Origin of the sequence: Cytobacillus sp. FSL R7-0696, from assembly GCF_038006865.1 — a bacterium.
Classification (GTDB): Bacteria; Bacillota; Bacilli; order Bacillales; family Cytobacillaceae; genus Cytobacillus; species Cytobacillus kochii.
The window spans coordinates 4,510,431-4,531,589 of the sequence record NZ_JBBOWA010000001.1 but is presented as its reverse complement, the minus strand read 5'-3'; the positions used below and the strand labels follow the sequence as shown (position 1 = coordinate 4,531,589).

Genomic DNA, 21,159 nt, shown 5'->3' with positions numbered 1-21,159 from the left:
GGGGAAAGTGTATGGAGCCATTTCAATTAACGAATGAAAAATATTTGATCATAAAACATTGGTTTGAAAAATATGGACTTACCTGCGGGTTTACAACTAAAAATGATGGGTATAGTGACAAAGTTTACACATCGCAAAACTTTGGCTTTCATGTAGGTGACCAACAAGTGCATGTTATACAAAATCGAATAGCATTAGCACAAGAATTACAATTTCCATTAGAGAATTGGGTGGGAGCAGAACAAACTCATGGTGTTCATATTGAATATGTTCAAACTAAAGATAGAGGTAAAGGCGCAAAAGAGTATGATACAGCATTTGCTGCTACAGACGCCTTGTTTACAGATGAAAAAGATTTATTATTAACCATGTGTTACGCTGACTGTATTCCACTATATTTCTTTCATCCAAAGAGTCAGCATATGGCTGTTGCTCATGCAGGATGGAAAGGGACGGTCTTTGAAATCGCTAAAAGTGCGATTGCTGCCTTCCGTGAAAAAGGAATTCACCCACAAGAGGTCGAAGTTGTTATAGGCCCGGGCATATGTCGCTCTTGTTATATTGTAGATAATCATGTTATTAACAAGGTGAACGATTGCCTAGGAGAAATAGCTCCTAGTGTTTATAATGAAATAGCTAAAGGTCAATATCAATTAGATTTAAAACGATGTAATCAGCTCTTATTGCAGAAATACGGTGTTTTACAAGATAATATTCATACTACTGAATATTGTACAAGCTGTCATGAATCCTTGTTTTTTTCACACCGAAGAGATGACGGAAAAACGGGTAGAATGATGAGCTTTATTGGTTTGCGTGAGGAGGAATAGCATCTTGAATGTACAAACAAACCTAGAGAATATACAGGAAAATATACAAGCTGTTTGTGAGAAAGTTAATCGTTCTAGTGATGAAGTGAAAATTATCGCTGTGACAAAATATGTATCAACAGAAAGAGCGCAGGAGGCAATTGCCGCGGGGGTTAATAACCTTGGAGAAAATCGTGATGAAGGCCTATTAGAAAAACAAGCTGTCATTAAAAATGGGGCTGTTTGGCATTATATCGGAAGCTTACAATCTAGAAAAGTAAAAAATATCATCAATAAAGTGGATTATATCCATTCATTAGATCGTATGTCTCTGGCAAAAGAGATTGAAAAGCGAGCGAATAAACCAATTAAATGCTTTATACAAGTTAATGTGTCTGGAGAAGATTCGAAGCAAGGATTATCCAAAGAAGAAATCATTCCTTTTGTTAAAGCACTGTCAGATTTTAAACAAATAGAAGTAGTTGGTCTAATGACAATGGCACCACTTACAAGTGATGAGACAGTATTAAGAAATTGTTTTCGAAATTTGAAGTTGCTTCAGCAAGAAGTATTATCCCTTCAATTATCTCATGCACCGTGTAAAGAATTATCAATGGGGATGTCCAATGATTATCAAATTGCTATTGAAGAAGGGGCAACAATGGTCCGTATAGGAACGGCTTTAGTTGGAAAAGAAAAGTAAGGAGGCTAGGTGCAGATGAGTATAAAATCAAAGTTTAAATCATATTTCTTTTTAGAAGACGAAGAAGACAACTATGAGACAAGAGAAGATGATTACGCTAATAGTAGGGATCGTAAAGAAGAGCAAGAAACAACCTCTGTGCGGGCTTCTCAAAGGCAGCATGCTGCAACAAAACAAAATGTCGTAAGTTTACAATCCGTCCAAGGACAAGGCGGTCAGCAAAAATCATCAAAAGTTGTCCTTGTGGAGCCGCGCGTCTATGCTGAAGCTCAAGAAATTGCTGATCAATTGAAGAATAGAAAAGCTGTTGTGGTTAATCTTCAAAGAATTGATAAAAGCCAGGCAAAGCGCATTGTTGATTTTTTAAGTGGAACTGTGTATGCCATTGGTGGAGATATACAAAAAATTGGAATGGACATCTTTTTATGTACACCTGAAAATGTCGAAGTATCTGGGAATATTTCACAAATGATTCAGGAACAGGAAGAAGAAAACTCGAGGTGGTAAATTAAATATGGCAACTTTATTTTCGATTATTATAACAGCCGTGGAGATTTATTCATGGGCATTGATTATATACATACTCATGTCATGGTTTCCGAATGCAAGAGAATCTAGTATTGGGCAAATTTTAACAAAAATTTGTGAACCCTTTCTTGAACCATTTAGACGTGTCATTCCGCCAATTGGTGGGATGTTAGATATTTCGCCGATTGTAGCTATATTAGTATTAAATTTAGCTACATCCGGCATTAGACAAATATTTTTTTGGATGATGTAGAAAATACGAGCTAATGCTTAGCTCGTATTTTGTTTTTTCAATGACTATTCATCGGGATTCTAAGACAATTGTAAAACAAATAAAAAATAAATGTTATACTATTATACAATTGTTAAACATAGTTAGGCTTTTCTTGCCTAACCAGTTTTAAAGGAGTAAGCAAATGTCAAATCTATATCAACATTTTCGTACGGAAGAGAGAGAGTTTATTGATCAAGTGTTAAGTTGGCGACAAACGGTTGAACAAACGTATGCGCCTAAGCTTACAGATTTTCTCGATCCAAGGGAACAAGATATTTTACACACCATCATTGGTTCTCAAAGTGATGTGCGCGTACAATTTGACGGTGGACATAGAAACGCTGAAAGAAAACGCGCGCTTATTTTTCCAGATTATTTTATACCGGAAATGGACGATTTTCGCTTAGAATTATACCAAGTAAATTATCCGCATAAATTCGTATTAATCGAGCATCCTCAAGTACTTGGAAGCTTGATGTCACTCGGATTGAAAAGAAGTAAATTTGGAGATATTTTGTTTGAAGGTCATACGATACAAGTAATTGTCTCTAAGGAAGTATCCTCTTATATTTCTATGCAATTAGAATCTGTTGGGAAAGCTTCTGTTCAACTTGAAGAAAAGCCATTTGCATCTGTTATCGATGCAAAAGAGCAGTGGCAAGAAAAAGTTTTTACAATGTCATCCTTAAGACTTGATACGCTGATTGCATCGATTTATAATTTTTCTAGACAAAAGGCGCAACAACTCATTTCTGCAAAAAAAGTAAAAGTAAATTGGGCAATGAAAGAAAATGTAGCATTCGATTGCCGTGAGAGTGATACAATTTCAGTAAGAGGCTATGGGCGCTGTAAGGTTATTGCGATAGAGGGAAAAACCAAGAAAGAAAAATGGAAAGTAGTTGTCGGTATACAAAAATAATCTTTTTTAGCTATAATGATTATAGTGTGTTACCGATATAAAATTGAAAGTGTATCGAATTTTATGCAGGAATCTGCAAGAAACTGTCGAATTACATGTTAACAAATGTACATAATTTGACCAACTGATCTAGGAGGTGGCCTTATGCCATTAACACCATTAGATATTCATAACAAAGAGTTCAGCAAAGGTTTTCGTGGATATGATGAAGATGAAGTAAATGAGTTTTTAGATCAAGTGATTAAAGACTATGAAATCATTATTCGTGAGAAGAAGGAATTAGAAGAGCGTTTAAACGACTTAAATGAAAGAGTCGGACATTTTAATACGATTGAAGAGACGTTAAATAAGTCGATTGTTGTTGCGCAAGAAGCTGGGGAAGAAGTGAAGCGAAACGCACAGAAAGAGGCAAAGTTAATTATTCGGGAAGCGGAGAAAAACGCCGATAGGATTGTGAATGAATCATTATCTAAAGCAAGGAAGATTGCGCTAGATATAGAAGATTTGAAAAAGCAATCGAAAGTATTTAGAAATCGTTTTAAAATGTTAATTGAAGCCCAATTAGATATGCTGCAGAATGATGACTGGGACCACTTAATGGAGTATGAGCTAGATACAACAGAATTAAAGTCTACAAAAGAAGAAGAATCTAGAGTATAAGATACTTTTATCTTTTAGATAAACGACGACTTGACGAAGTTGTATCCTATCGCATATAATCTAGAAAAAACATGATAAAACGATGACAGGGATAGTAGCATTCTATCTTACTTAAAAGAGTGGATTTCCACTTCAGCGATTCAGGGTAGGTGAAAGCCTGATATTAAGAAGAAGAATTTGAACATCACCCTTGAGTTCCTTACTTGAGCTAAAAAGTTAGAGTAAGGCGTAGACGTTCACGTTACGAATTGATTTTTGAGCGGATAGGAATTTCTCTATCTACAAGGGTGGTACCGCGGGAATATATAACCTCTCGTCCCTTTTTTGGGATGAGGGGTTTTTTGTGTTTTTTCCGCGTACCTTATGTATGAACGCTACTTTGGTCATAATGTTATGTAGTATGTTGAGGAGGAAATGAGCTATGGATTACAAAGATACTTTATTAATGCCTAAAACAGATTTCCCAATGAGAGGAAATTTGCCAAAAAGAGAACCTGAAATGCAAACAGAATGGAATGAACAAGATATTTATGCAAAAGTGCTTGAGCGCACAAAAAATCAACCTTTGTTTGTTCTGCATGACGGACCTCCTTATGCGAATGGCGATCTTCATATCGGACATGCGTTAAATAAAATTTTAAAAGACTTTATTAACCGCTATAAATCAATGAGTGGTTACCATGCACCATATGTTCCTGGTTGGGATACGCATGGATTACCCATTGAACAAGCATTAACGAATAAAGGTGTAAAACGTAAAGAAATGACGGTAGCAGAATTCCGTAAGCTTTGTGAAGAATATGCGTACGGTCAAATCGAAAATCAACGTGAACAATTCATGCGATTAGGTGTTCGTGGAGATTGGGAAAATCCCTATATTACATTAAAACCTGCCTATGAGGCCCAACAAATTAAAGTTTTTGGTGAGATGGCGAAGAAAGGTTATATCTATAAAGGGAAGAAACCTGTTTACTGGTCACCATCATCTGAGTCTGCATTAGCTGAAGCTGAGATTGAATATAAAGATAAGCAATCCGCTTCCATTTATGTAGGATTCAAAGTGAAAGATGGCAAAGATGTTTTAACTGATGACGTACGTATTATTATTTGGACAACCACTCCTTGGACAATGCCAGCTAACTTAGGTATTTCTGTCCACCCGAAACTAAAATATGTTGTCGTTGAAGTGGATAACGAAAAATATTTAGTAGCTGAAGACCTGCTAGCGACAGTGTCAGAAGAGATTGGCTGGGAAAATCCTAAGGTCGTTCAAACCATTCAAGGTAGTGACTTAGAATATGTGACTGCTGAACATCCATTATATGGCCGTGATTCACTTGTTATGCTTGGTGACCATGTAACTACAGACGCTGGTACTGGTTGTGTTCATACGGCTCCAGGACATGGTGAAGACGACTTTTACATCGGAAGTAAATATGGCTTAGATGTATTATGTCCAGTAGATGATAAAGGTGTAATGACAGAAGAAGCACCTGGCTTTGAAGGTCTTTTCTATGATAAGGCGAATAAACCAATCACTGAAAAATTAGAAGAAGTCGGCGCGTTATTGAAGCTTTCTTTTATCAAGCATTCTTATCCACATGATTGGCGCACAAAAAAACCAGTTATTTTCCGTGCAACGGCTCAATGGTTTGCTTCAATTAAAGATTTTAGACAGGAATTATTGCAAGCAATTAATGATACAACATTTACACCAGCATGGGGCGAAACAAGGCTTTATAATATGGTTCGTGATCGTGGCGATTGGTGTATTTCTAGACAGCGCGCATGGGGTGTGCCAATTCCTGTCTTCTATGCAGAAAATGGAGAAGAGATTATTACAGACGAAACCATTAATCATGTATCCAACCTATTTAGAGAGCACGGTTCTAATGTGTGGTTTGAAAAAGAGGCAAAGGAATTATTGCCTGAAGGATTTACTCATCCAGGTAGCCCAAATGGTGTATTTACAAAAGAAACTGATATTATGGATGTGTGGTTTGATTCAGGTTCTTCGCATCAAGCAGTATTGCTAGAACGAGAAGATTTACAAAGACCAGCAGACCTTTATCTAGAAGGGTCTGACCAATATAGAGGTTGGTTTAACTCATCATTATCAACAGGTGTCGCTGTAACTGGTAAGGCGCCATATAAAGGCATCTTAAGTCACGGCTTTGTTTTAGATGGTGAAGGGAGAAAAATGAGTAAGTCAATTGGTAATGTCATTGTACCTTCAAAAGTGATGAACCAATTAGGTGCAGATATTTTAAGACTTTGGGTTGCATCAGTTGATTACCAAGCAGATGTAAGAGTATCTGATCCAATCTTAAAACAAGTAGCAGAAGTTTACCGTAAAATTAGAAACACTTTCCGCTTCTTATTAGGAAACTTAGCTGATTTTGATCCAGCAGTACATCGCGTTTCTTATGATGATTTACGTGAAGTCGATCAGTTTATGTTAGTGAAGTTAAATAAACTAATCGAAACATCGCTTCAATCATATGAGAACTATGAATTTGCAGGTATTTACCATGCTGTGAATAATTTCTGCACATTAGACTTAAGTTCGTTCTATTTAGACTTTGCGAAAGATGTGTTGTACATTGAAGCGCAAGATCAACATGATCGTCGTGCGATTCAAACAGTGCTTTATGATAGCTTAGTTGCCCTTACTAAGCTTGTATCACCGATTCTTTCTCATACAGCTGATGAAGTGTGGCGTCACATTCCAAGCGTGGAAGAGATGAGTGTTCAATTGACAGATATGCCGTCAGTAGAAACTTTTGCCAATGCGGAAGAATTAACGGCAAAATGGACAGCATTCATGAAACTAAGAAATCATGTCCTAAAAGCTCTAGAAGAAGCACGAAATGAAAAAGTAATCGGTAAATCATTGACAGCAAAAGTAACGTTGTATGTCGATAACGAAACCAATTCATTACTTGATTCTATTTCAGAGAGCCTACCACAACTCTTTATCGTTTCTGCATTTGAAGTGGCAGGCAGCTTAGAACAAGCACCAAATGAAGCACATAAATTTGACAATGTAGCAATCCTAGTTTCCAAAGCTGAAGGCGAAACATGTGAACGTTGTTGGACTGTCACACCAGAAGTTGGGGAAGTAGATGAATTTTCAACACTCTGCCCACGTTGTGCTACTGTCGTGAAAGAAAACTATAGCCATTTGAGCTAAGTGGTACTAGGTTAAAACGAACTACCCTAATTTTGGCCCGGACGAACCGTTCGGGTCTTTTTCTAATTATATAAGAAGAATGAATGAAGATAGAAAATGAAGTAAAGCTAAATGACTTTTGCCTTATTTATAATAAAAGCGACTGTAACAAAATGCATCAGATGAAGAAAATGTTAGCCAATATTTTAGTGCATCATTTTTATTATGTCTCGGCTTTTCACACTTTCCATTTCTTTAATCCTTCTTGATTATGAGTAAAAACTAATAAAATTTTCCTCAACCTGCAAAACTTGTTCACCTTGTAAAATCTTTAGAGGCGTTCAAAATTAGCCAGTTGCTCATAATAACTTTATGAACAATCTTGTAGGATGAAGGGGGATTTTTTTGAACAATCAACCACATGTTATTCCACTAATTGAAGAGCTTCGTAATACGAGACAAGAGTTACTTGAGAGGTTAATGCAAAGTAATCTTCACCCCTTTATAAATGAAATGATATTAGATGAATTATATGATGTTGAAAAGGCGATTGAGAAGTATGAAAATGGCCAATTCGGCACATGTGAAATTTCTGGTGAGTTTTTGCCAGAAGATTTATTAACATTAATCCCTACGTTAAAAACAATGGACGATTGTCAGTCTCTTAAAAGGTTCTATCGTAAAGCCCTTTATGATTAAAACGATCGCTTAAAGAGCAAAGCTACCGTTTTTTATGGGTTTATGCTAAAATGCAAAGGTATACAAATGAATATTGGAGGTTGCCTTTGTGTTTTTCTACATAATCGCTTTATTGATTATTGCTTTTGATCAATGGACTAAATGGTTAATTGTCAAGAATTTTACGCTTGGTGAAAGTATTACTGTCATTGAAGATTTTCTGTATATTACTTCCCATCGGAACACAGGTGCAGCCTGGGGAATATTAGAAGGTCAAATGTGGTTCTTTTATTTGATTACTGTTATTGTCATCATCGGAATCATTTATTATATGCAAACACATGCGAAGGGAAAATGGCTTCTTCAGCTCTCATTAGCACTTATATTAGGTGGTGCAATTGGAAACTTTATTGATCGTCTTTGGCGAAAAGAAGTGGTTGATTTTATTCATACTTTCCCGTTCGGATATAACTTCCCGATATTTAATGTTGCGGACTCCTCTCTATGTGTAGGTGTCGTGTTGTTATTAATACAGATGATACGAGAGGAAAGAGAAGTGAAAAAGGAGAAAGCAAATGAGCAAAGTGGAACATAATGTCACCGATAATCAAGCGGGTGATCGAATTGATAAGGTGCTGGCTAATCTGAATGCAGAATGGTCAAGAACACAAGTACAAGAATGGATAAAAGCAGGACATGTGCTTGTCAATGGTAATAAAGTGAAAACAAATTATAAAGTAGTAAATGAAGACCATCTTGATATTATTATTCCTGATCCAGAGCCATTAGATGTAGTTGCTGAGGATATGGACTTGGATATTTACTATGAAGATAGTGATGTTTTAGTTGTCAATAAACCGAGGGGAATGGTTGTACACCCTGCGGCTGGGCATGGAACAGGTACATTGGTAAACGGTTTATTAGCACATTGTAAAGACTTATCAGGTATAAATGGGGTTATGAGACCAGGTATTGTCCATCGCATTGATAAGGACACTTCCGGCCTTCTGATGGTTGCTAAAAATGATCTTGCCCATGAGAAGTTAGTAGATCAACTTGTTAATAAGACGGTGACGAGAAAATATAAAGCGATTGTTCACGGCGTTGTCAATCATGATCATGGCACAATTGATGCCCCAATTGGGAGAGATACGAAAGATCGTCAAAGTATGACGGTGGTTGATAGTGGCAAACATGCTGTAACGCATTTTAATGTTATCGACCGTTTTAAAGATTTTACTTTGATAGAATGTCAGCTCGAAACGGGAAGAACGCATCAAATACGTGTTCATATGAAATATATTGGCTTTCCATTAGCTGGTGATCCGAAATATGGGCCGCGAAAAACGGTTGAATTCGGTGGACAAGTGCTTCATGCAGGTGTGTTAGGGTTTAATCATCCAAGAACAGGTGAGTACCTTGAATTTACTGCACCATTGCCAACGGATTTTAAACAGCTAATTGCTATGTTGGAAAAATAATAGTTGACATATAAGTTGAAGTGTTATAAGATGAATTCAGTTAAATAAGTCCTTTAAGAACAGTCCCGTGAGGCTGGGAAGGAAACGGTATGAACATACGGTTGTTGTATGTTTAAATAAAGTACAATCGTTTACCCTCTCGTCCTTAGGTGAGAGGGTTTTTTAGTATAAAATGAGGTGAAAAAGATGTCACAAAAAGCCATTGTACTGGACGAACAAGCGATAAGAAGAGCACTAACAAGAATAGCTCATGAAATGATTGAAAAGAATAAGGGCATAGAGGATTGTGTACTTATTGGAATAAAGACAAGAGGAATTTATATTGCTAATCGCTTAGCAAAGCGAATAGAAGAAATTGAAGGTGCCAAAGTTTCGGTTGGTGAAATTGACATTACGCTATATAGAGATGACTTATCAAAGAAGACAGATAATCAAGAACCACTCGTTAAGGGTTCAAATATCCCGATTGATATTAACGATAAGAAAGTGATTGTTATTGATGATGTCCTTTATACTGGAAGGACGGTAAGAGCAGCATTAGATGCTTTAATTGATATAGGTAGACCTTCAGCTATCCAATTAGGTGTGCTTGTCGATCGTGGTCATAGAGAATTACCGATTAGAGCCGATTATGTCGGGAAAAATATTCCAACTTCAAGTTCGGAAAAAATAGTTGTCGAACTAAATGAAATTGATCAAACAGATCAAGTTAGTATTTTTGAAAAATAAATGAGCCCTTTTTAAATGCAGTCCAGAGAGGCTGACAAAGGGGGAAGTAATAGACTGCTCCTGTCTATGCTTACCAACCCTCTTTGTCCGCAGGCAAAGAGGGTTTTATATTAAAGGGGAGAAATACCACCATGAATAAACCAGTATTAGACATACATGATAAACCAACGCCAGTACATTGGCTCACCCTTAGCTTACAGCATTTATTCGCCATGTTTGGTGCGACCATCTTAGTACCATACTTAGTAGGATTAAGTCCGGCTATTGCACTAATCTCAAGTGGTATCGGAACACTTGCCTTCCTAATGATTACAAAATGGAAAGTACCAGCTTACCTAGGTTCGTCTTTCGCATTTATTATTCCTATACAGACGGCACAGCTCGAAGGTGGACCTGGTGCTGCTATGATAGGAAGCTTTATGGCAGGTCTCGTTTATGGGATTGTCGCTCTTATTATTAAGCAAGCAGGTTATCGTTGGATTTTAAAATTATTACCACCAATTGTTACAGGACCTGTTATTATCGTTATCGGACTTGCGTTATCAGGAACAGCGATAGACATGGCAATGAACAACCCCGTAACAGGAGAATATAGCATGCTTCACTTCTCGGCAGCTTTAATTACACTTGCTGCTACAGTAGTTATCTCAGTATATGGAAAAGGGATGTTTGGAATGATTCCGATTCTTGCTGGTATAATTATCGGTTATGTATATTCACTCATGATTGGTATTGTTGACTTCTCAGTGGTTGCAAAAGCTGCATGGTTTGAAATGCCTGAATTTATCTTTCCTGTGATGGATTATGATATCAGAATTACTCTTGATCTTGCTCTATTGATGATCCCGGTAGCTGTTGTCACTCTTTCTGAACATATCGGTCATCAACTTGTACTCGGAAAAGTCGTTGGCAAAGACTATATTAAAGACCCAGGCTTACATCGCTCAATCTTAGGTGATGGGATGGGAACAATGTTATCAGCACTAATAGGAGGGCCACCGAAAACAACCTATGGAGAAAATATCGGTGTACTTGCGATCACCAAAATTTACAGTGTTTATGTAATTGCAGGTGCAGCAGTGATTGCCATCGTCTTCGGTTTTGTCGGAAAAGTAACAGCTTTAATAAGTTCAATACCGACACCTGTTATGGGCGGTGTTTCAATCCTTCTATTCGGTATCATAGCTTCTTCAGGATTAAGGATGCTTGTAGATAATAAAGTAGACTTTGGTAATAACCGTAACTTAGCTATCGCCTCTGTTATCTTAGTATTAGGAATTGGCGGTGCGCATTTACAACTTTGGGTATTCAACTTAGAGGGAATGGCGATTGCTGCAATTGCTGGGGTTATACTCAACTTAGTCTTACCGGGTAAACCGGAAGTAGATGAGAATATGTTTGAAAACTAATTACGCCTTTTAAAAGGAATCCAGAGAGGTTCCTAAGGGTGTTGAAGAGCTCAGTTCAAAGTGGGAAGAAAAATCCCACCTTTGTACACTCATGTTTATTCGACACCTTGACTTGTTTTTGTCAAGGTGTTTTTTAATAGCAAAGCAAAGAAGTTAAGGGTAATCAACCTTTACGTTTCAATAAAAAAAGGAGGCTTTCTTTTATGGAACATTGTCTCACTACAACTGATCTAACAATAGACGAAATTCAAGGGATCTTAGCCGATGCAGAGCATTTTATTAACGGTGAAATGTGGAAACCTAAAAACAAAGTTTTTATCGCTAATCTCTTTTTTGAAAACAGTACAAGAACAAAGTGTAGCTTTGAAGTAGCCGAAAGAAGGTTGGGCTTAGATATTATTCCATTTGAAGTGAGTACTTCTAGTGTGGCAAAGGGTGAAACGCTCTATGATACAGTAAAGACGCTTGAAGCGATTGGGGTTCAACTAGCTGTCATCAGGCATAATGAGAATTGTTATTTTGATCAACTGATTGGGAAGACCAATAGTGCGATTATTAATGCAGGCGATGGAAGTGGTCATCATCCAACACAGTCTTTGCTTGACCTACTGACGATCAAACAAGAATTCGGTAGCTTTAAAGGGTTAAAGGTAGCCATCGTTGGTGACTTACGTCATAGCCGTGTTGCAAGGTCAAATGCAGAGAGCTTAAATCGGTTAGGTGCGAACATAATTTTCTCAGGACCAGAAATATGGTTCGATCAAGACATGGCTCAACATGGACAATATGTGTCTATCGATAAAGCGGTCAAAGAAGCCGATGTCATCATGCTGCTAAGGGTACAGCATGAACGTCATGAAGGTGGTATATGGGACGCTGAAAAGTACCATAAGGCATTTGGGTTAACACTTGAACGGGAAAAAATGATGAAAAAGGGCAGCATTATTATGCACCCTGCACCAGTTAACCGCGGCGTAGAGATTGCAGACAGTTTAGTTGAGTGTGAACGGTCAAGAATTTTCAAACAAATGCAAAATGGTGTATTTATTAGAATGGCGGTATTAAAAAGAATAATTGAACAATTTGAAAGGGGAGAGCGTAATGGGAATCATCATCAAAAATGGTCAATTGCTTACTAATGAAGGGGAATTACTTCAACAGGATGTGTTAATTAATGATGGGAAGATTGAAGAAATCGGTCAATCCATCGCAGTAAATGAGCATGAGGTCATTGATGCAACAGGTCAACTTGTAACAGCAGGATTTGTCGACCTTCATGTCCATTTACGCGAGCCGGGTGGTGAACATAAAGAAACAATTGCAACTGGTACACAGGCAGCGGCACGAGGCGGATTCACTACAATTGCTGCAATGCCAAATACAAGACCTGTACCAGATAGTAAGGAACAAATGGAAGCATTACATAAAAGAATCACTGAAACAGGCGTAGTGGAAGTATTACCATATGCATCCATCACTATAAGAGAAGCTGGAGTCGAACTAACAGATTTTGCAGCACTTAAAGAAGCAGGGGCCTTCGCTTTTACTGATGACGGGGTTGGCGTACAGTCAGCTGATATGATGTACTCAGCGATGAAGAAGGCAGCTGAAGTAGATATGGCAATTGTCGCTCATTGCGAAGAGAATACACTAATTCATAAAGGTGCTGTTCATGAAGGGAAGTTTTCAAAAGCACAAGGTATAAATGGTATCCCTTCAGTATGTGAATCTGTGCATATTGCAAGAGACGTGTTATTAGCAGAGGCAGCCAATTGCCATTATCATGTTTGTCATATTAGCACAAAAGAATCGGTTCGTGTGGTAAGAGATGCCAAGAGGGCAGGAATTAAAGTAACGGCAGAAGTGACGCCACACCACTTATTATTATCAGAAGAAGATATCCCTGGTCTTGATACAAACTATAAGATGAACCCTCCACTTAGAGGCAAAGACGATCAAGAAGCGCTGTTAGAGGGTCTACTAGATGGAACAATCGATTTTATCGCTACTGACCATGCCCCGCATGCAGCAGAAGAGAAGGCTGAAGGGATGACCTTATCACCGTTCGGTATTGTAGGATTGGAGACAGCTTTTCCACTTCTTTATACGAACTTTGTTAAGAAAGGTATTTTCACACTAAAGCAACTCATCGATTTCTTAACAAGAAAACCAGCTGAATCTTTCTCTTTAAATAGAGGGCTATTACAAAAAGGAAGCAGGGCGGATATTGTATTGCTTGATTTGGAAAAAGAAGAAGCAATTGATCCTGATACCTTCTTATCAAAAGGTAAAAATACACCGTTTGCTGGTTGGAAGTGTAAAGGTTGGCCAACAACGACAATTGTCGCTGGAAAGGTAGTCTTTAAAAAGGGGAGTGTAACAGCATGAAAAGACAATTAATTTTAGAAGATGGCACAGTATTTATTGGTGAAGGCTTTGGTAGTGGTAAACAAACGATGGGTGAAGTCGTGTTTAATACAGGCATGACGGGATACCAAGAAGTGTTATCTGACCCTTCGTATTGTGGTCAAATCGTTACTTTAACTTACCCGTTAATAGGTAATTATGGTATTAACCGTGATGACTTTGAATCCATTCATCCAGCTATCAGTGGCTTCATTGTGAAAGAAGCAGCGGAATATCCTTCAAATTTTCGTCATCAACAATCGCTTGCTGAGTACTTTTCTATGAAAGACATTCCAGGCATCGCTGGGATTGATACGAGAAAATTAACAAGAATCATCCGTAAAGCAGGAACTTTAAAAGGAACGATTTGTAGCATGGAAGAAAATGTTGCCGAGATATTAGAAAAAATGAAAGCAACTAAACTGCGAGTCGATCAAGTAAAGCAAGTATCAACAAAAACGCCTTACCCATCACCAGGGCGTGGCAGAAGAGTAGTATTAGTTGATTTTGGTATGAAACACGGGATTTTAAGAGAATTAAATAAAAGAGATTGTGACGTCATTGTTGTTCCATACAACACGACTGCACAAGAAATCTTAAATTTAAGTCCTGATGGCATCATGTTATCAAATGGCCCTGGGGATCCAAAAGATGTGCCACAAGCAATTGAGATGGTTAGAGAGATTCTTGGGAAAGTTCCACTGTTCGGCATTTGTCTTGGACATCAAATCTTTGCGCTCGCTTGCGGGGCCAATACGGAAAAGATGAAATTTGGTCATCGTGGATCGAACCATCCTGTAAAGGAATTGGCTACAGGTAAGGTTGCGATCACTTCACAAAACCATGGCTACTCCGTAGATGAAGCATCAATTACACAAACAGACCTTGAAATAACACATATTGCTTTAAATGATGGCACAGTTGAAGGGTTAAAGCATAAAGTGCACCCTGCTTTCACTGTACAGTATCATCCAGAAGCTTCACCAGGACCTGAAGATGCCAACGGACTTTTTGAACAGTTTTTAACACTAATTGAAATGAACAGACAGGAAGGTGTTTATCAATGACAAAGCGTACAGATATAAAAAGCATACTCGTAATTGGATCAGGACCGATTGTCATTGGGCAAGCAGCAGAATTTGACTACGCGGGTACACAAGCTTGTATCGCACTAAAAGAAGAAGGGTATCGAGTCATTCTCGTTAATTCGAATCCAGCAACGATCATGACAGATACAGAGATTGCTGATGCAGTCTATATCGAACCTTTAACACTTGAGTTTGTAAGTAAAATTATTAGGAAAGAACGTCCAGATGCGCTCGTGCCAACATTAGGTGGTCAGACAGGTTTAAACTTGGCGGTTGAATTGGCCAAATCAGGCGTGTTAGAAGAATGTAATGTCGAGATATTGGGTACGAAACTTTCGGCTATTGAACAAGCAGAAGATCGCGACTTATTCCGTACATTAATGAATGAGCTCGGTGAACCGGTACCAGATAGTGAAATTATTCACACGCTAGAAGAGGCCAAACAATTTGTTGATATTGTTGGTTACCCAGTCATCGTCAGACCTGCTTTCACACTAGGTGGAACAGGTGGAGGCATTTGCCACGACGAAGAAGAACTAAATGAAATTGTTATAAGCGGTTTGAAAAACAGCCCGGTGACGCAATGTTTGTTAGAGAAAAGTATTGCTGGTTTTAAAGAAATAGAATACGAGGTTATGAGAGATTCAAATGACAATGCCATTGTTGTTTGTAACATGGAGAATATTGATCCTGTCGGCGTCCATACTGGTGACAGTATTGTCGTCGCGCCGAGCCAAACGTTAAGTGATCGTGAATATCAAATGTTAAGAAACGCTTCGCTCAAAATTATTAGAGCACTCGGTATTGAAGGGGGCTGTAACGTACAATTAGCCCTTGACCCTTACAGTTTCCATTACTACATTATTGAAGTAAACCCGAGGGTTAGCCGTTCTTCTGCCTTAGCCTCTAAAGCAACTGGCTACCCGATCGCGAAGTTGGCAGCGAAAATCGCTGTCGGATTAACTTTGGATGAAATGATGAACCCGGTAACAGGGAAAACTTATGCAAGCTTTGAACCAGCATTGGACTATATCGTTACCAAAATTCCACGCTGGCCCTTTGATAAATTTGAATCGGCTAACCGTTCATTAGGGACACAAATGAAAGCAACTGGGGAAGTCATGGCGATTGGTCGAAACTTTGAAGAGTCGATTTTAAAAGCTGTCCGATCACTAGAAGCAAATGTTCATCATCTCGCATTACAAAATGGAGATGAAATAGATGATGCCCTTTTACAAAAGCGGATTCGTAAAGCTGGCGACGAACGATTATTCTATATCGGAGAAGCATTAAGGCGCGGTGTCACCATTGAAACCATTCATGAATGGAGCCAAATTGATTTGTTTTTCTTATACAAATTCAATAAAATTGTTAAGCTGGAGGATCAATTAGCGGCGAATATTGGTGATCTAGAAATCTTGCAGGCAGCAAAAAAACTAGGGTTTGCTGATACGACAATTGCACAAATATGGTCGATGCAAGAAAGAGAAGTTTATGAAAAGAGAAAAAATGCGGGCATTACACCGGTTTATAAAATGGTCGATACTTGTGCAGCTGAATTTGAGTCAGAAACACCTTATTATTACGGAGCATATGAAGATGAGAACGAATCTGTTGTAACAGATAGAAAAAGCGTGCTCGTATTAGGGTCTGGTCCGATTAGAATTGGTCAAGGGGTAGAATTCGATTATTCCACTGTCCATGCCGTTTGGGCAATTAAAGAGGCAGGATATGAAGCGATCATCATTAACAACAATCCAGAAACCGTGTCAACTGACTTCAGTATTTCGGATAAGCTCTACTTCGAACCTTTAACAATAGAAGATGTCATGCATATCATCGACCTAGAACGTCCTGAAGGGGTTGTCGTTCAGTTCGGTGGCCAAACGGCGATAAATTTAGCGGCAGGACTTGTTGAACGAGGAGTGAAAATCTTAGGAACCTCACTTGAAAATCTTGATCGTGCAGAAGACCGCGACAAGTTTGAACATGCATTGCAAAAATTAGACATTCCAATGCCAGAAGGAAAAACAGCATTATCGGTTGAAGAAGCAGTGGAGATTGCGACTGATATCGGCTATCCAGTTCTTGTCAGACCATCTTATGTACTAGGTGGTCGCGCGATGGAAATCGTCTACAAAGAAGAAGAGCTCCTGCTGTACATGAAGAATGCTGTAAAAGTAAATCCTGAACATCCGGTATTAATCGACCGTTACTTAACCGGTAAAGAAATCGAAGTCGATGCGATTAGTGATGGAGAAACGGTAGTGATTCCTGGGATTATGGAACATATCGAACGAGCTGGCGTACACTCAGGTGATTCGATTGCTGTCTATCCTCCGCAAAGTATTAGCCAGAGCATTCAGGCGAAGCTGGTTGATTATACCGAGAGATTGGCAAAAGGGCTTGGCATTATCGGATTGTTAAATATCCAATATGTCATCTCAAAAGGTGAAGTCTATGTGTTAGAAGTGAACCCTCGCTCAAGTAGAACAGTACCTTTCTTAAGTAAAATTACAAATGTACCAATGGCAAAAATTGCAACAAAGGTCATTTTAGGAGAAACATTACAAAGTCAAGGGTATGAAAATGGTTTAGTGCCGGAGAAAGCCGGCGTATACGTTAAAGTACCGGTATTCTCTTTCGCGAAACTAAGGAGAGTTGACATTACGCTTGGACCAGAAATGAAATCCACTGGTGAAGTGATGGGCAAAGATCAAACCCTTGAAAAAGCGTTATATAAAGGATTAGTTGCTTCAGGAATGAAAATCTATCCATATGGCACGGTTTTAATGACTGTAGCAGATAAAGATAAGGAAGAAGCTTTGAGTCTAGCGAAACGCTTTGCCTCTATCGGTTATAGATTGATGGCGACCAGTGGAACGGCAGAATATCTTCAAAGTGCGGGTATACCGGTTGATATTACGAATAAAATTGGCACAGATGAACCAAATTTACTTGATGTCATCCGAAACGGTCAAGCGCAAATTGTTATAAACACCTTAACAAAAGGGAAGCAGCCAGCAAGAGATGGTTTTAGAATTCGTAGAGAATCGGTTGAAAATGGGGTCCCATGTTTAACATCCTTAGATACAGCAGATGCCATTCTCCAAGTAATTGAATCGATGACTTTCTCTGCTGATGCAATGAATAATTTAGAAGAAAAAGCAGTACAGGAGGCGGTTTTCTTATGATCAAACAAGAATTATGTCAAGTGATTGATCAAACAGAAATCGCAACAAATATTTATGAGCTCACCGTAAAAGGTGAGCTTGTTCATGAAATGAAAGAGCCAGGACAATTTGTTCATTTGAAAGTGAATAACGGAATTTCACCGCTTTTAAGAAGACCAATCTCGATTGCAAATATCAATCAAGACGAAGAGACTTTCACGATGATCTATCGTGCAGAAGGAAAAGGTACACGCTTGTTAGCAACGTTACAACAAGGCGACCTTCTTGATGTATTAGGTCCGCTTGGTCACGGATTTCCTGTAGAGGAGACGGAGGCTTGTGATACGGCATTGCTTGTCGGTGGCGGTATTGGAGTCCCCCCGCTATATGAACTTTCGCAAAGACTAACTGCCAATGGTGTAAAAGTCATTCATGTCCTCGGGCATCAAACAAAGAATGCTGTTTTTTATGAAGAAGAGTTTAAACAATTAGGTCCGACTTTTATTGCGACTGCTGATGGTAGTTACGCTTATTCAGGATTTGTGACAGATATTATAAAGAATGAAAATATAACGTTCGATGTTCTGTATACTTGTGGGCCAACGCCCATGCTCCGCGCACTTGAACAAGAATATAGACATAAAAAAGTATTTTTATCATTAGAAGAGAGAATGGGTTGTGGAATCGGTGCTTGTTTTGCCTGTGTATGTCATACAGCAGAAGATCCCACAAGCGTGTCTTATAAAAAGGTTTGTAGCGATGGGCCAGTCTTTAAGGCAGGGGAGGTTGTCATATGAGCGCTTTGAATATTAGTTTACCAGGGCTTGAGTTGAAAAACCCAATAATGCCGGCATCTGGTTGCTTCGGTTTCGGTAGAGAATATAGTGAATTGTATGATTTGAGTCAGCTCGGTGCGATCATGATTAAGGCAACAACGAAAGATGCGAGATTCGGTAATCCTACACCAAGGGTAGCGGAAACATCTGCCGGAATGCTGAATGCGATCGGGCTGCAAAATCCAGGATTGACGAAAGTCGTAGAGGAAGAATTACCGTGGCTTTCGCAATTTGATGTACCAATCATAGCTAATGTCGCCGGTTCAATGGAAGAAGATTATATCGAGGTGGCAAAAGAAATTTCGCAAGCGCCGAATGTTCATGCACTTGAATTAAATATTTCATGTCCCAATGTGAAAACAGGTGGTATTGCTTTTGGAACCGTACCGGAAATTGCGCAATCATTAACGAAGAAGGTAAAGGAAGTATCAGCTGTTCCTGTATACGTGAAACTCTCGCCGAATGTCACAAATATTGTTGAAATGGCAAAGGCTGTTGAACAAGGTGGTGCTGACGGATTAACAATGATCAATACGCTCGTTGGTATGAGAATTGATATAAAGACCGGTAAACCGGTAATCGCCAACAAAACCGGTGGTCTTTCTGGGCCGGCCATTAAACCAATTGCCATTCGCATGATTCATGAGGTAAGCCAACAAGTAGCGATTCCAATCATCGCTATGGGGGGCGTGGAATCAGCTGAAGATGTGATTGAATATTTTTATGCCGGGGCGAGCGCCGTCGCAGTGGGAACGATGAACTTTGTTGATCCATTTATCTGTCCAAAAATCATAGCAGAGTTGCCAGAACTTATTCATTCTTTAGGATTTGATCATATTTCTGAATGTACCGGAAGGAGCTGGAAAACAGTTGAAAAACTCACTCATCATCGCGCTTGATTTTGCTAACCGTCAACAAGTGGAAGATTTCCTCAAACCTTTCACAAATGAGCAATTATTCTTAAAGGTTGGAATGGAGTTATATTATCAAGAAGGTCCACAAATTGTGGAACGATTAAAAGCTGAAGGCCACCAAGTTTTCCTTGATTTGAAACTGCATGATATTCCGAATACAGTCAAAAGTGCCATGAAAGGACTTGCTCGTCTCGGTTGTGATCTCGTGAATGTCCATGCAGCTGGTGGTATAGAGATGATGCGGGCAGCTGTTGAAGGACTTGAGGAAGGGAAAGTGCAAGGAAAGGAACGGGCAAAGCTTATTGCTGTTACGCAATTAACGAGCACATCTAGGCAGCAAATGAATAGTGAACAGTTAATCCCTGTTTCTTTAAATGAATCTGTGTTGCATTATAGCCAAATAACAAAGCAAGCAGGCTTAGATGGTGTGGTTTGTTCGCCTTTTGAAGCCAAACAAATTGCCGAGAAGGTGGGCGCTGATTTTTTAACCGTGACACCAGGAATAAGAATGGAGACTGACGACAAGCAAGATCAAAAAAGAGTGGCAACACCTGATTTTGCCAGAGCTGAAGGTGTTTCAGCAATCGTCGTAGGGCGATCCATTACTAGAGCATCTAATTCCCTTGCTGCCTATTATCAAATCAAGAATCTTTGGGAGGGTATTTCCGTATGAAAAAACAAATAGCAGAAAGTTTATTAACTATTAAAGCAGTCGCACTAAATCCTAAAGATCCTTTTACGTGGTCATCTGGTCTTAAATCACCAATCTACTGTGATAATCGCTTAACATTAGCTTATCCTAAAGTAAGAAATGAAATTGCGCAAGGGCTACAAGCACTTATTGAGGAACATTATGCAGACGCTGAGGTGATTGCTGGGACAGCGACTGCAGGCATTCCACATGCTGCATGGGTAAGTGATCGGATGAATTTACCGATGTGCTATGTTCGGTCAAAGGCGAAAGCTCACGGTAAAGGCAAACAAATTGAAGGGAAAGCGGAGAAAGGGCAAAAAGTTGTCGTCGTCGAGGATTTAATTTCGACAGGTGGCAGTGTGATCAACGCTGTCGAAGCACTAAGAGAGGCAGGTTGTGAAGTTCTAGGGGTGGTCGCTATTTTTACTTATCAATTAGCAAAAGGCGAAGAATTACTTCAGGCAGCAAATGTTTCCGTTCACACACTTTCCGATTTTGAATCATTAAAAGAAGTTGCAAAGAATCAAGGGACAATCGAGGCATCCGATTTTGCAGTATTAACTGAATGGAGAAAAGACCCGCAAGCATGGGGGAAAGCATTTGCATAAATAAGTGGCGGCGAAAAGTTAGCAATAGCAAACTTTTCGCTTAGCCTATCTAACAGTATACAGTTTTATCAGTAAAGA

Annotated in this window: 20 protein-coding genes and 1 other annotated feature; all 20 genes read left to right on the top strand. The window is 38.9% G+C overall.

The genetic code is table 11. The features are described from left to right. Positions 1-11 precede the first annotated feature (11 nt). The 20 genes from pgeF (at position 12) to pyrE (ending at position 21,081) form a co-directional block, all read left to right on the top strand. Positions 12-830 carry a peptidoglycan editing factor PgeF gene (gene pgeF / locus MKX29_RS23015; protein WP_341107989.1) on the top strand — a complete coding sequence of 273 codons (819 nt, stop codon included), beginning with the start codon at positions 12-14 and terminating at the stop codon, positions 828-830. A 4-nt stretch (positions 831-834) separates the two neighbouring features. After that, the gene (locus tag MKX29_RS23010) at positions 835-1,512 is read left to right on the top strand and encodes a YggS family pyridoxal phosphate-dependent enzyme (protein ID WP_251161453.1); all 678 of its coding nucleotides are present in this window, start codon (positions 835-837) and stop codon (positions 1,510-1,512) included. A 15-nt stretch (positions 1,513-1,527) separates the two neighbouring features. Then, on the top strand, positions 1,528-2,019 hold the full coding sequence (locus tag MKX29_RS23005; RefSeq protein ID WP_224938545.1) for a cell division protein SepF: 492 nt from the start codon (positions 1,528-1,530) through the stop codon (positions 2,017-2,019). Positions 2,020-2,026: 7 nt separating this feature from the next. Next, on the top strand, positions 2,027-2,293 hold the full coding sequence (locus tag MKX29_RS23000) for a YggT family protein (protein ID WP_224938546.1): 267 nt from the start codon (positions 2,027-2,029) through the stop codon (positions 2,291-2,293). A gap of 163 nt (positions 2,294-2,456) precedes the next feature. Beyond that, positions 2,457-3,233: a YlmH family RNA-binding protein gene (locus tag MKX29_RS22995; protein ID WP_224938547.1), complete on the top strand. Its 777-nt coding sequence runs from the start codon at positions 2,457-2,459 to the stop codon at positions 3,231-3,233. Positions 3,234-3,377: 144 nt separating this feature from the next. After that, entirely contained in the window at positions 3,378-3,893 is a 516-nt protein-coding gene (locus tag MKX29_RS22990) for a DivIVA domain-containing protein (protein ID WP_095369599.1), read from the top strand. Between the two features lie 73 nt (positions 3,894-3,966). After that, positions 3,967-4,217: a binding site (T-box leader), on the top strand. A 97-nt stretch (positions 4,218-4,314) separates the two neighbouring features. Further along, positions 4,315-7,086 (top strand): isoleucine--tRNA ligase, encoded by a 2,772-nt coding sequence (gene ileS, locus MKX29_RS22985; protein WP_224938548.1) that lies wholly within the window; start codon positions 4,315-4,317, stop codon positions 7,084-7,086. Between the two features lie 384 nt (positions 7,087-7,470). Continuing rightward, positions 7,471-7,764: a hypothetical protein gene (locus MKX29_RS22980; RefSeq protein ID WP_224938549.1), complete on the top strand. Its 294-nt coding sequence runs from the start codon at positions 7,471-7,473 to the stop codon at positions 7,762-7,764. 88 nt (positions 7,765-7,852) lie between these two features. After that, positions 7,853-8,338 carry a signal peptidase II gene (gene lspA / locus MKX29_RS22975; protein ID WP_095369597.1) on the top strand — a complete coding sequence of 162 codons (486 nt, stop codon included), beginning with the start codon at positions 7,853-7,855 and terminating at the stop codon, positions 8,336-8,338. Then, the gene (locus MKX29_RS22970; RefSeq protein ID WP_224938550.1) at positions 8,319-9,224 is read left to right on the top strand and encodes an RluA family pseudouridine synthase; all 906 of its coding nucleotides are present in this window, start codon (positions 8,319-8,321) and stop codon (positions 9,222-9,224) included. The genes lspA and MKX29_RS22970 overlap by 20 nt, the downstream gene beginning before the upstream one ends. A gap of 186 nt (positions 9,225-9,410) precedes the next feature. Beyond that, positions 9,411-9,953: a bifunctional pyr operon transcriptional regulator/uracil phosphoribosyltransferase PyrR gene (gene pyrR, locus MKX29_RS22965; RefSeq protein WP_224938551.1), complete on the top strand. Its 543-nt coding sequence runs from the start codon at positions 9,411-9,413 to the stop codon at positions 9,951-9,953. Positions 9,954-10,084: 131 nt separating this feature from the next. Further along, entirely contained in the window at positions 10,085-11,362 is a 1,278-nt protein-coding gene (locus MKX29_RS22960) for a uracil-xanthine permease family protein (RefSeq protein ID WP_224938552.1), read from the top strand. Positions 11,363-11,565: 203 nt separating this feature from the next. After that, the gene (locus MKX29_RS22955; protein ID WP_341107980.1) at positions 11,566-12,501 is read left to right on the top strand and encodes an aspartate carbamoyltransferase catalytic subunit; all 936 of its coding nucleotides are present in this window, start codon (positions 11,566-11,568) and stop codon (positions 12,499-12,501) included. Continuing rightward, a complete protein-coding gene (locus tag MKX29_RS22950; RefSeq protein ID WP_289433502.1) occupies positions 12,464-13,750 on the top strand; it encodes a dihydroorotase in 1,287 nt (428 codons plus the stop codon). The genes MKX29_RS22955 and MKX29_RS22950 overlap by 38 nt, the downstream gene beginning before the upstream one ends. Then, positions 13,747-14,835: a carbamoyl phosphate synthase small subunit gene (locus MKX29_RS22945; RefSeq protein WP_251161456.1), complete on the top strand. Its 1,089-nt coding sequence runs from the start codon at positions 13,747-13,749 to the stop codon at positions 14,833-14,835. The genes MKX29_RS22950 and MKX29_RS22945 overlap by 4 nt, the downstream gene beginning before the upstream one ends. Then, positions 14,832-18,050 carry a carbamoyl-phosphate synthase large subunit gene (gene carB / locus MKX29_RS22940; protein WP_341107976.1) on the top strand — a complete coding sequence of 1,073 codons (3,219 nt, stop codon included), beginning with the start codon at positions 14,832-14,834 and terminating at the stop codon, positions 18,048-18,050. Before MKX29_RS22945 ends, carB begins: the two co-directional genes overlap by 4 nt. Beyond that, entirely contained in the window at positions 18,047-18,826 is a 780-nt protein-coding gene (locus MKX29_RS22935; RefSeq protein WP_341107973.1) for a dihydroorotate dehydrogenase electron transfer subunit, read from the top strand. Before carB ends, MKX29_RS22935 begins: the two co-directional genes overlap by 4 nt. Beyond that, positions 18,823-19,764, top strand: a complete 942-nt coding sequence (locus tag MKX29_RS22930; RefSeq protein WP_341107971.1) for a dihydroorotate dehydrogenase — start codon at positions 18,823-18,825, stop codon at positions 19,762-19,764. Before MKX29_RS22935 ends, MKX29_RS22930 begins: the two co-directional genes overlap by 4 nt. Beyond that, positions 19,736-20,452, top strand: a complete 717-nt coding sequence (gene pyrF / locus MKX29_RS22925; protein ID WP_289433505.1) for an orotidine-5'-phosphate decarboxylase — start codon at positions 19,736-19,738, stop codon at positions 20,450-20,452. Before MKX29_RS22930 ends, pyrF begins: the two co-directional genes overlap by 29 nt. Further along, positions 20,449-21,081 (top strand): orotate phosphoribosyltransferase, encoded by a 633-nt coding sequence (pyrE, locus tag MKX29_RS22920; RefSeq protein ID WP_095369586.1) that lies wholly within the window; start codon positions 20,449-20,451, stop codon positions 21,079-21,081. The genes pyrF and pyrE overlap by 4 nt, the downstream gene beginning before the upstream one ends. The last annotated feature ends 78 nt before the right edge of the window (positions 21,082-21,159 follow it).

Excerpts from the sequence above, each read along its gene's own strand:
- MKX29_RS22945 (WP_251161456.1), top strand. The coding sequence starts at position 13,747 with ATGAAAAGACAATTAATTTTAGAAGATGGCACAGTATTTATTGGTGAA.
- pgeF (WP_341107989.1), top strand. The coding sequence starts at position 12 with ATGGAGCCATTTCAATTAACGAATGAAAAATATTTGATCATAAAACAT.
- ileS (WP_224938548.1), top strand. The coding sequence starts at position 4,315 with ATGGATTACAAAGATACTTTATTAATGCCTAAAACAGATTTCCCAATG.
- MKX29_RS22970 (WP_224938550.1), top strand. The coding sequence starts at position 8,319 with ATGAGCAAAGTGGAACATAATGTCACCGATAATCAAGCGGGTGATCGA.
- MKX29_RS22930 (WP_341107971.1), top strand. The coding sequence starts at position 18,823 with ATGAGCGCTTTGAATATTAGTTTACCAGGGCTTGAGTTGAAAAACCCA.
- MKX29_RS22955 (WP_341107980.1), top strand. The coding sequence starts at position 11,566 with ATGGAACATTGTCTCACTACAACTGATCTAACAATAGACGAAATTCAA.
- pyrR (WP_224938551.1), top strand. The coding sequence starts at position 9,411 with ATGTCACAAAAAGCCATTGTACTGGACGAACAAGCGATAAGAAGAGCA.
- MKX29_RS22995 (WP_224938547.1), top strand. The coding sequence starts at position 2,457 with ATGTCAAATCTATATCAACATTTTCGTACGGAAGAGAGAGAGTTTATT.
- pyrE (WP_095369586.1), top strand. The coding sequence starts at position 20,449 with ATGAAAAAACAAATAGCAGAAAGTTTATTAACTATTAAAGCAGTCGCA.
- MKX29_RS22990 (WP_095369599.1), top strand. The coding sequence starts at position 3,378 with ATGCCATTAACACCATTAGATATTCATAACAAAGAGTTCAGCAAAGGT.
- MKX29_RS23000 (WP_224938546.1), top strand. The coding sequence starts at position 2,027 with ATGGCAACTTTATTTTCGATTATTATAACAGCCGTGGAGATTTATTCA.
- carB (WP_341107976.1), top strand. The coding sequence starts at position 14,832 with ATGACAAAGCGTACAGATATAAAAAGCATACTCGTAATTGGATCAGGA.
- MKX29_RS22935 (WP_341107973.1), top strand. The coding sequence starts at position 18,047 with ATGATCAAACAAGAATTATGTCAAGTGATTGATCAAACAGAAATCGCA.
- MKX29_RS22960 (WP_224938552.1), top strand. The coding sequence starts at position 10,085 with ATGAATAAACCAGTATTAGACATACATGATAAACCAACGCCAGTACAT.
- MKX29_RS22950 (WP_289433502.1), top strand. The coding sequence starts at position 12,464 with ATGGGAATCATCATCAAAAATGGTCAATTGCTTACTAATGAAGGGGAA.
- MKX29_RS23005 (WP_224938545.1), top strand. The coding sequence starts at position 1,528 with ATGAGTATAAAATCAAAGTTTAAATCATATTTCTTTTTAGAAGACGAA.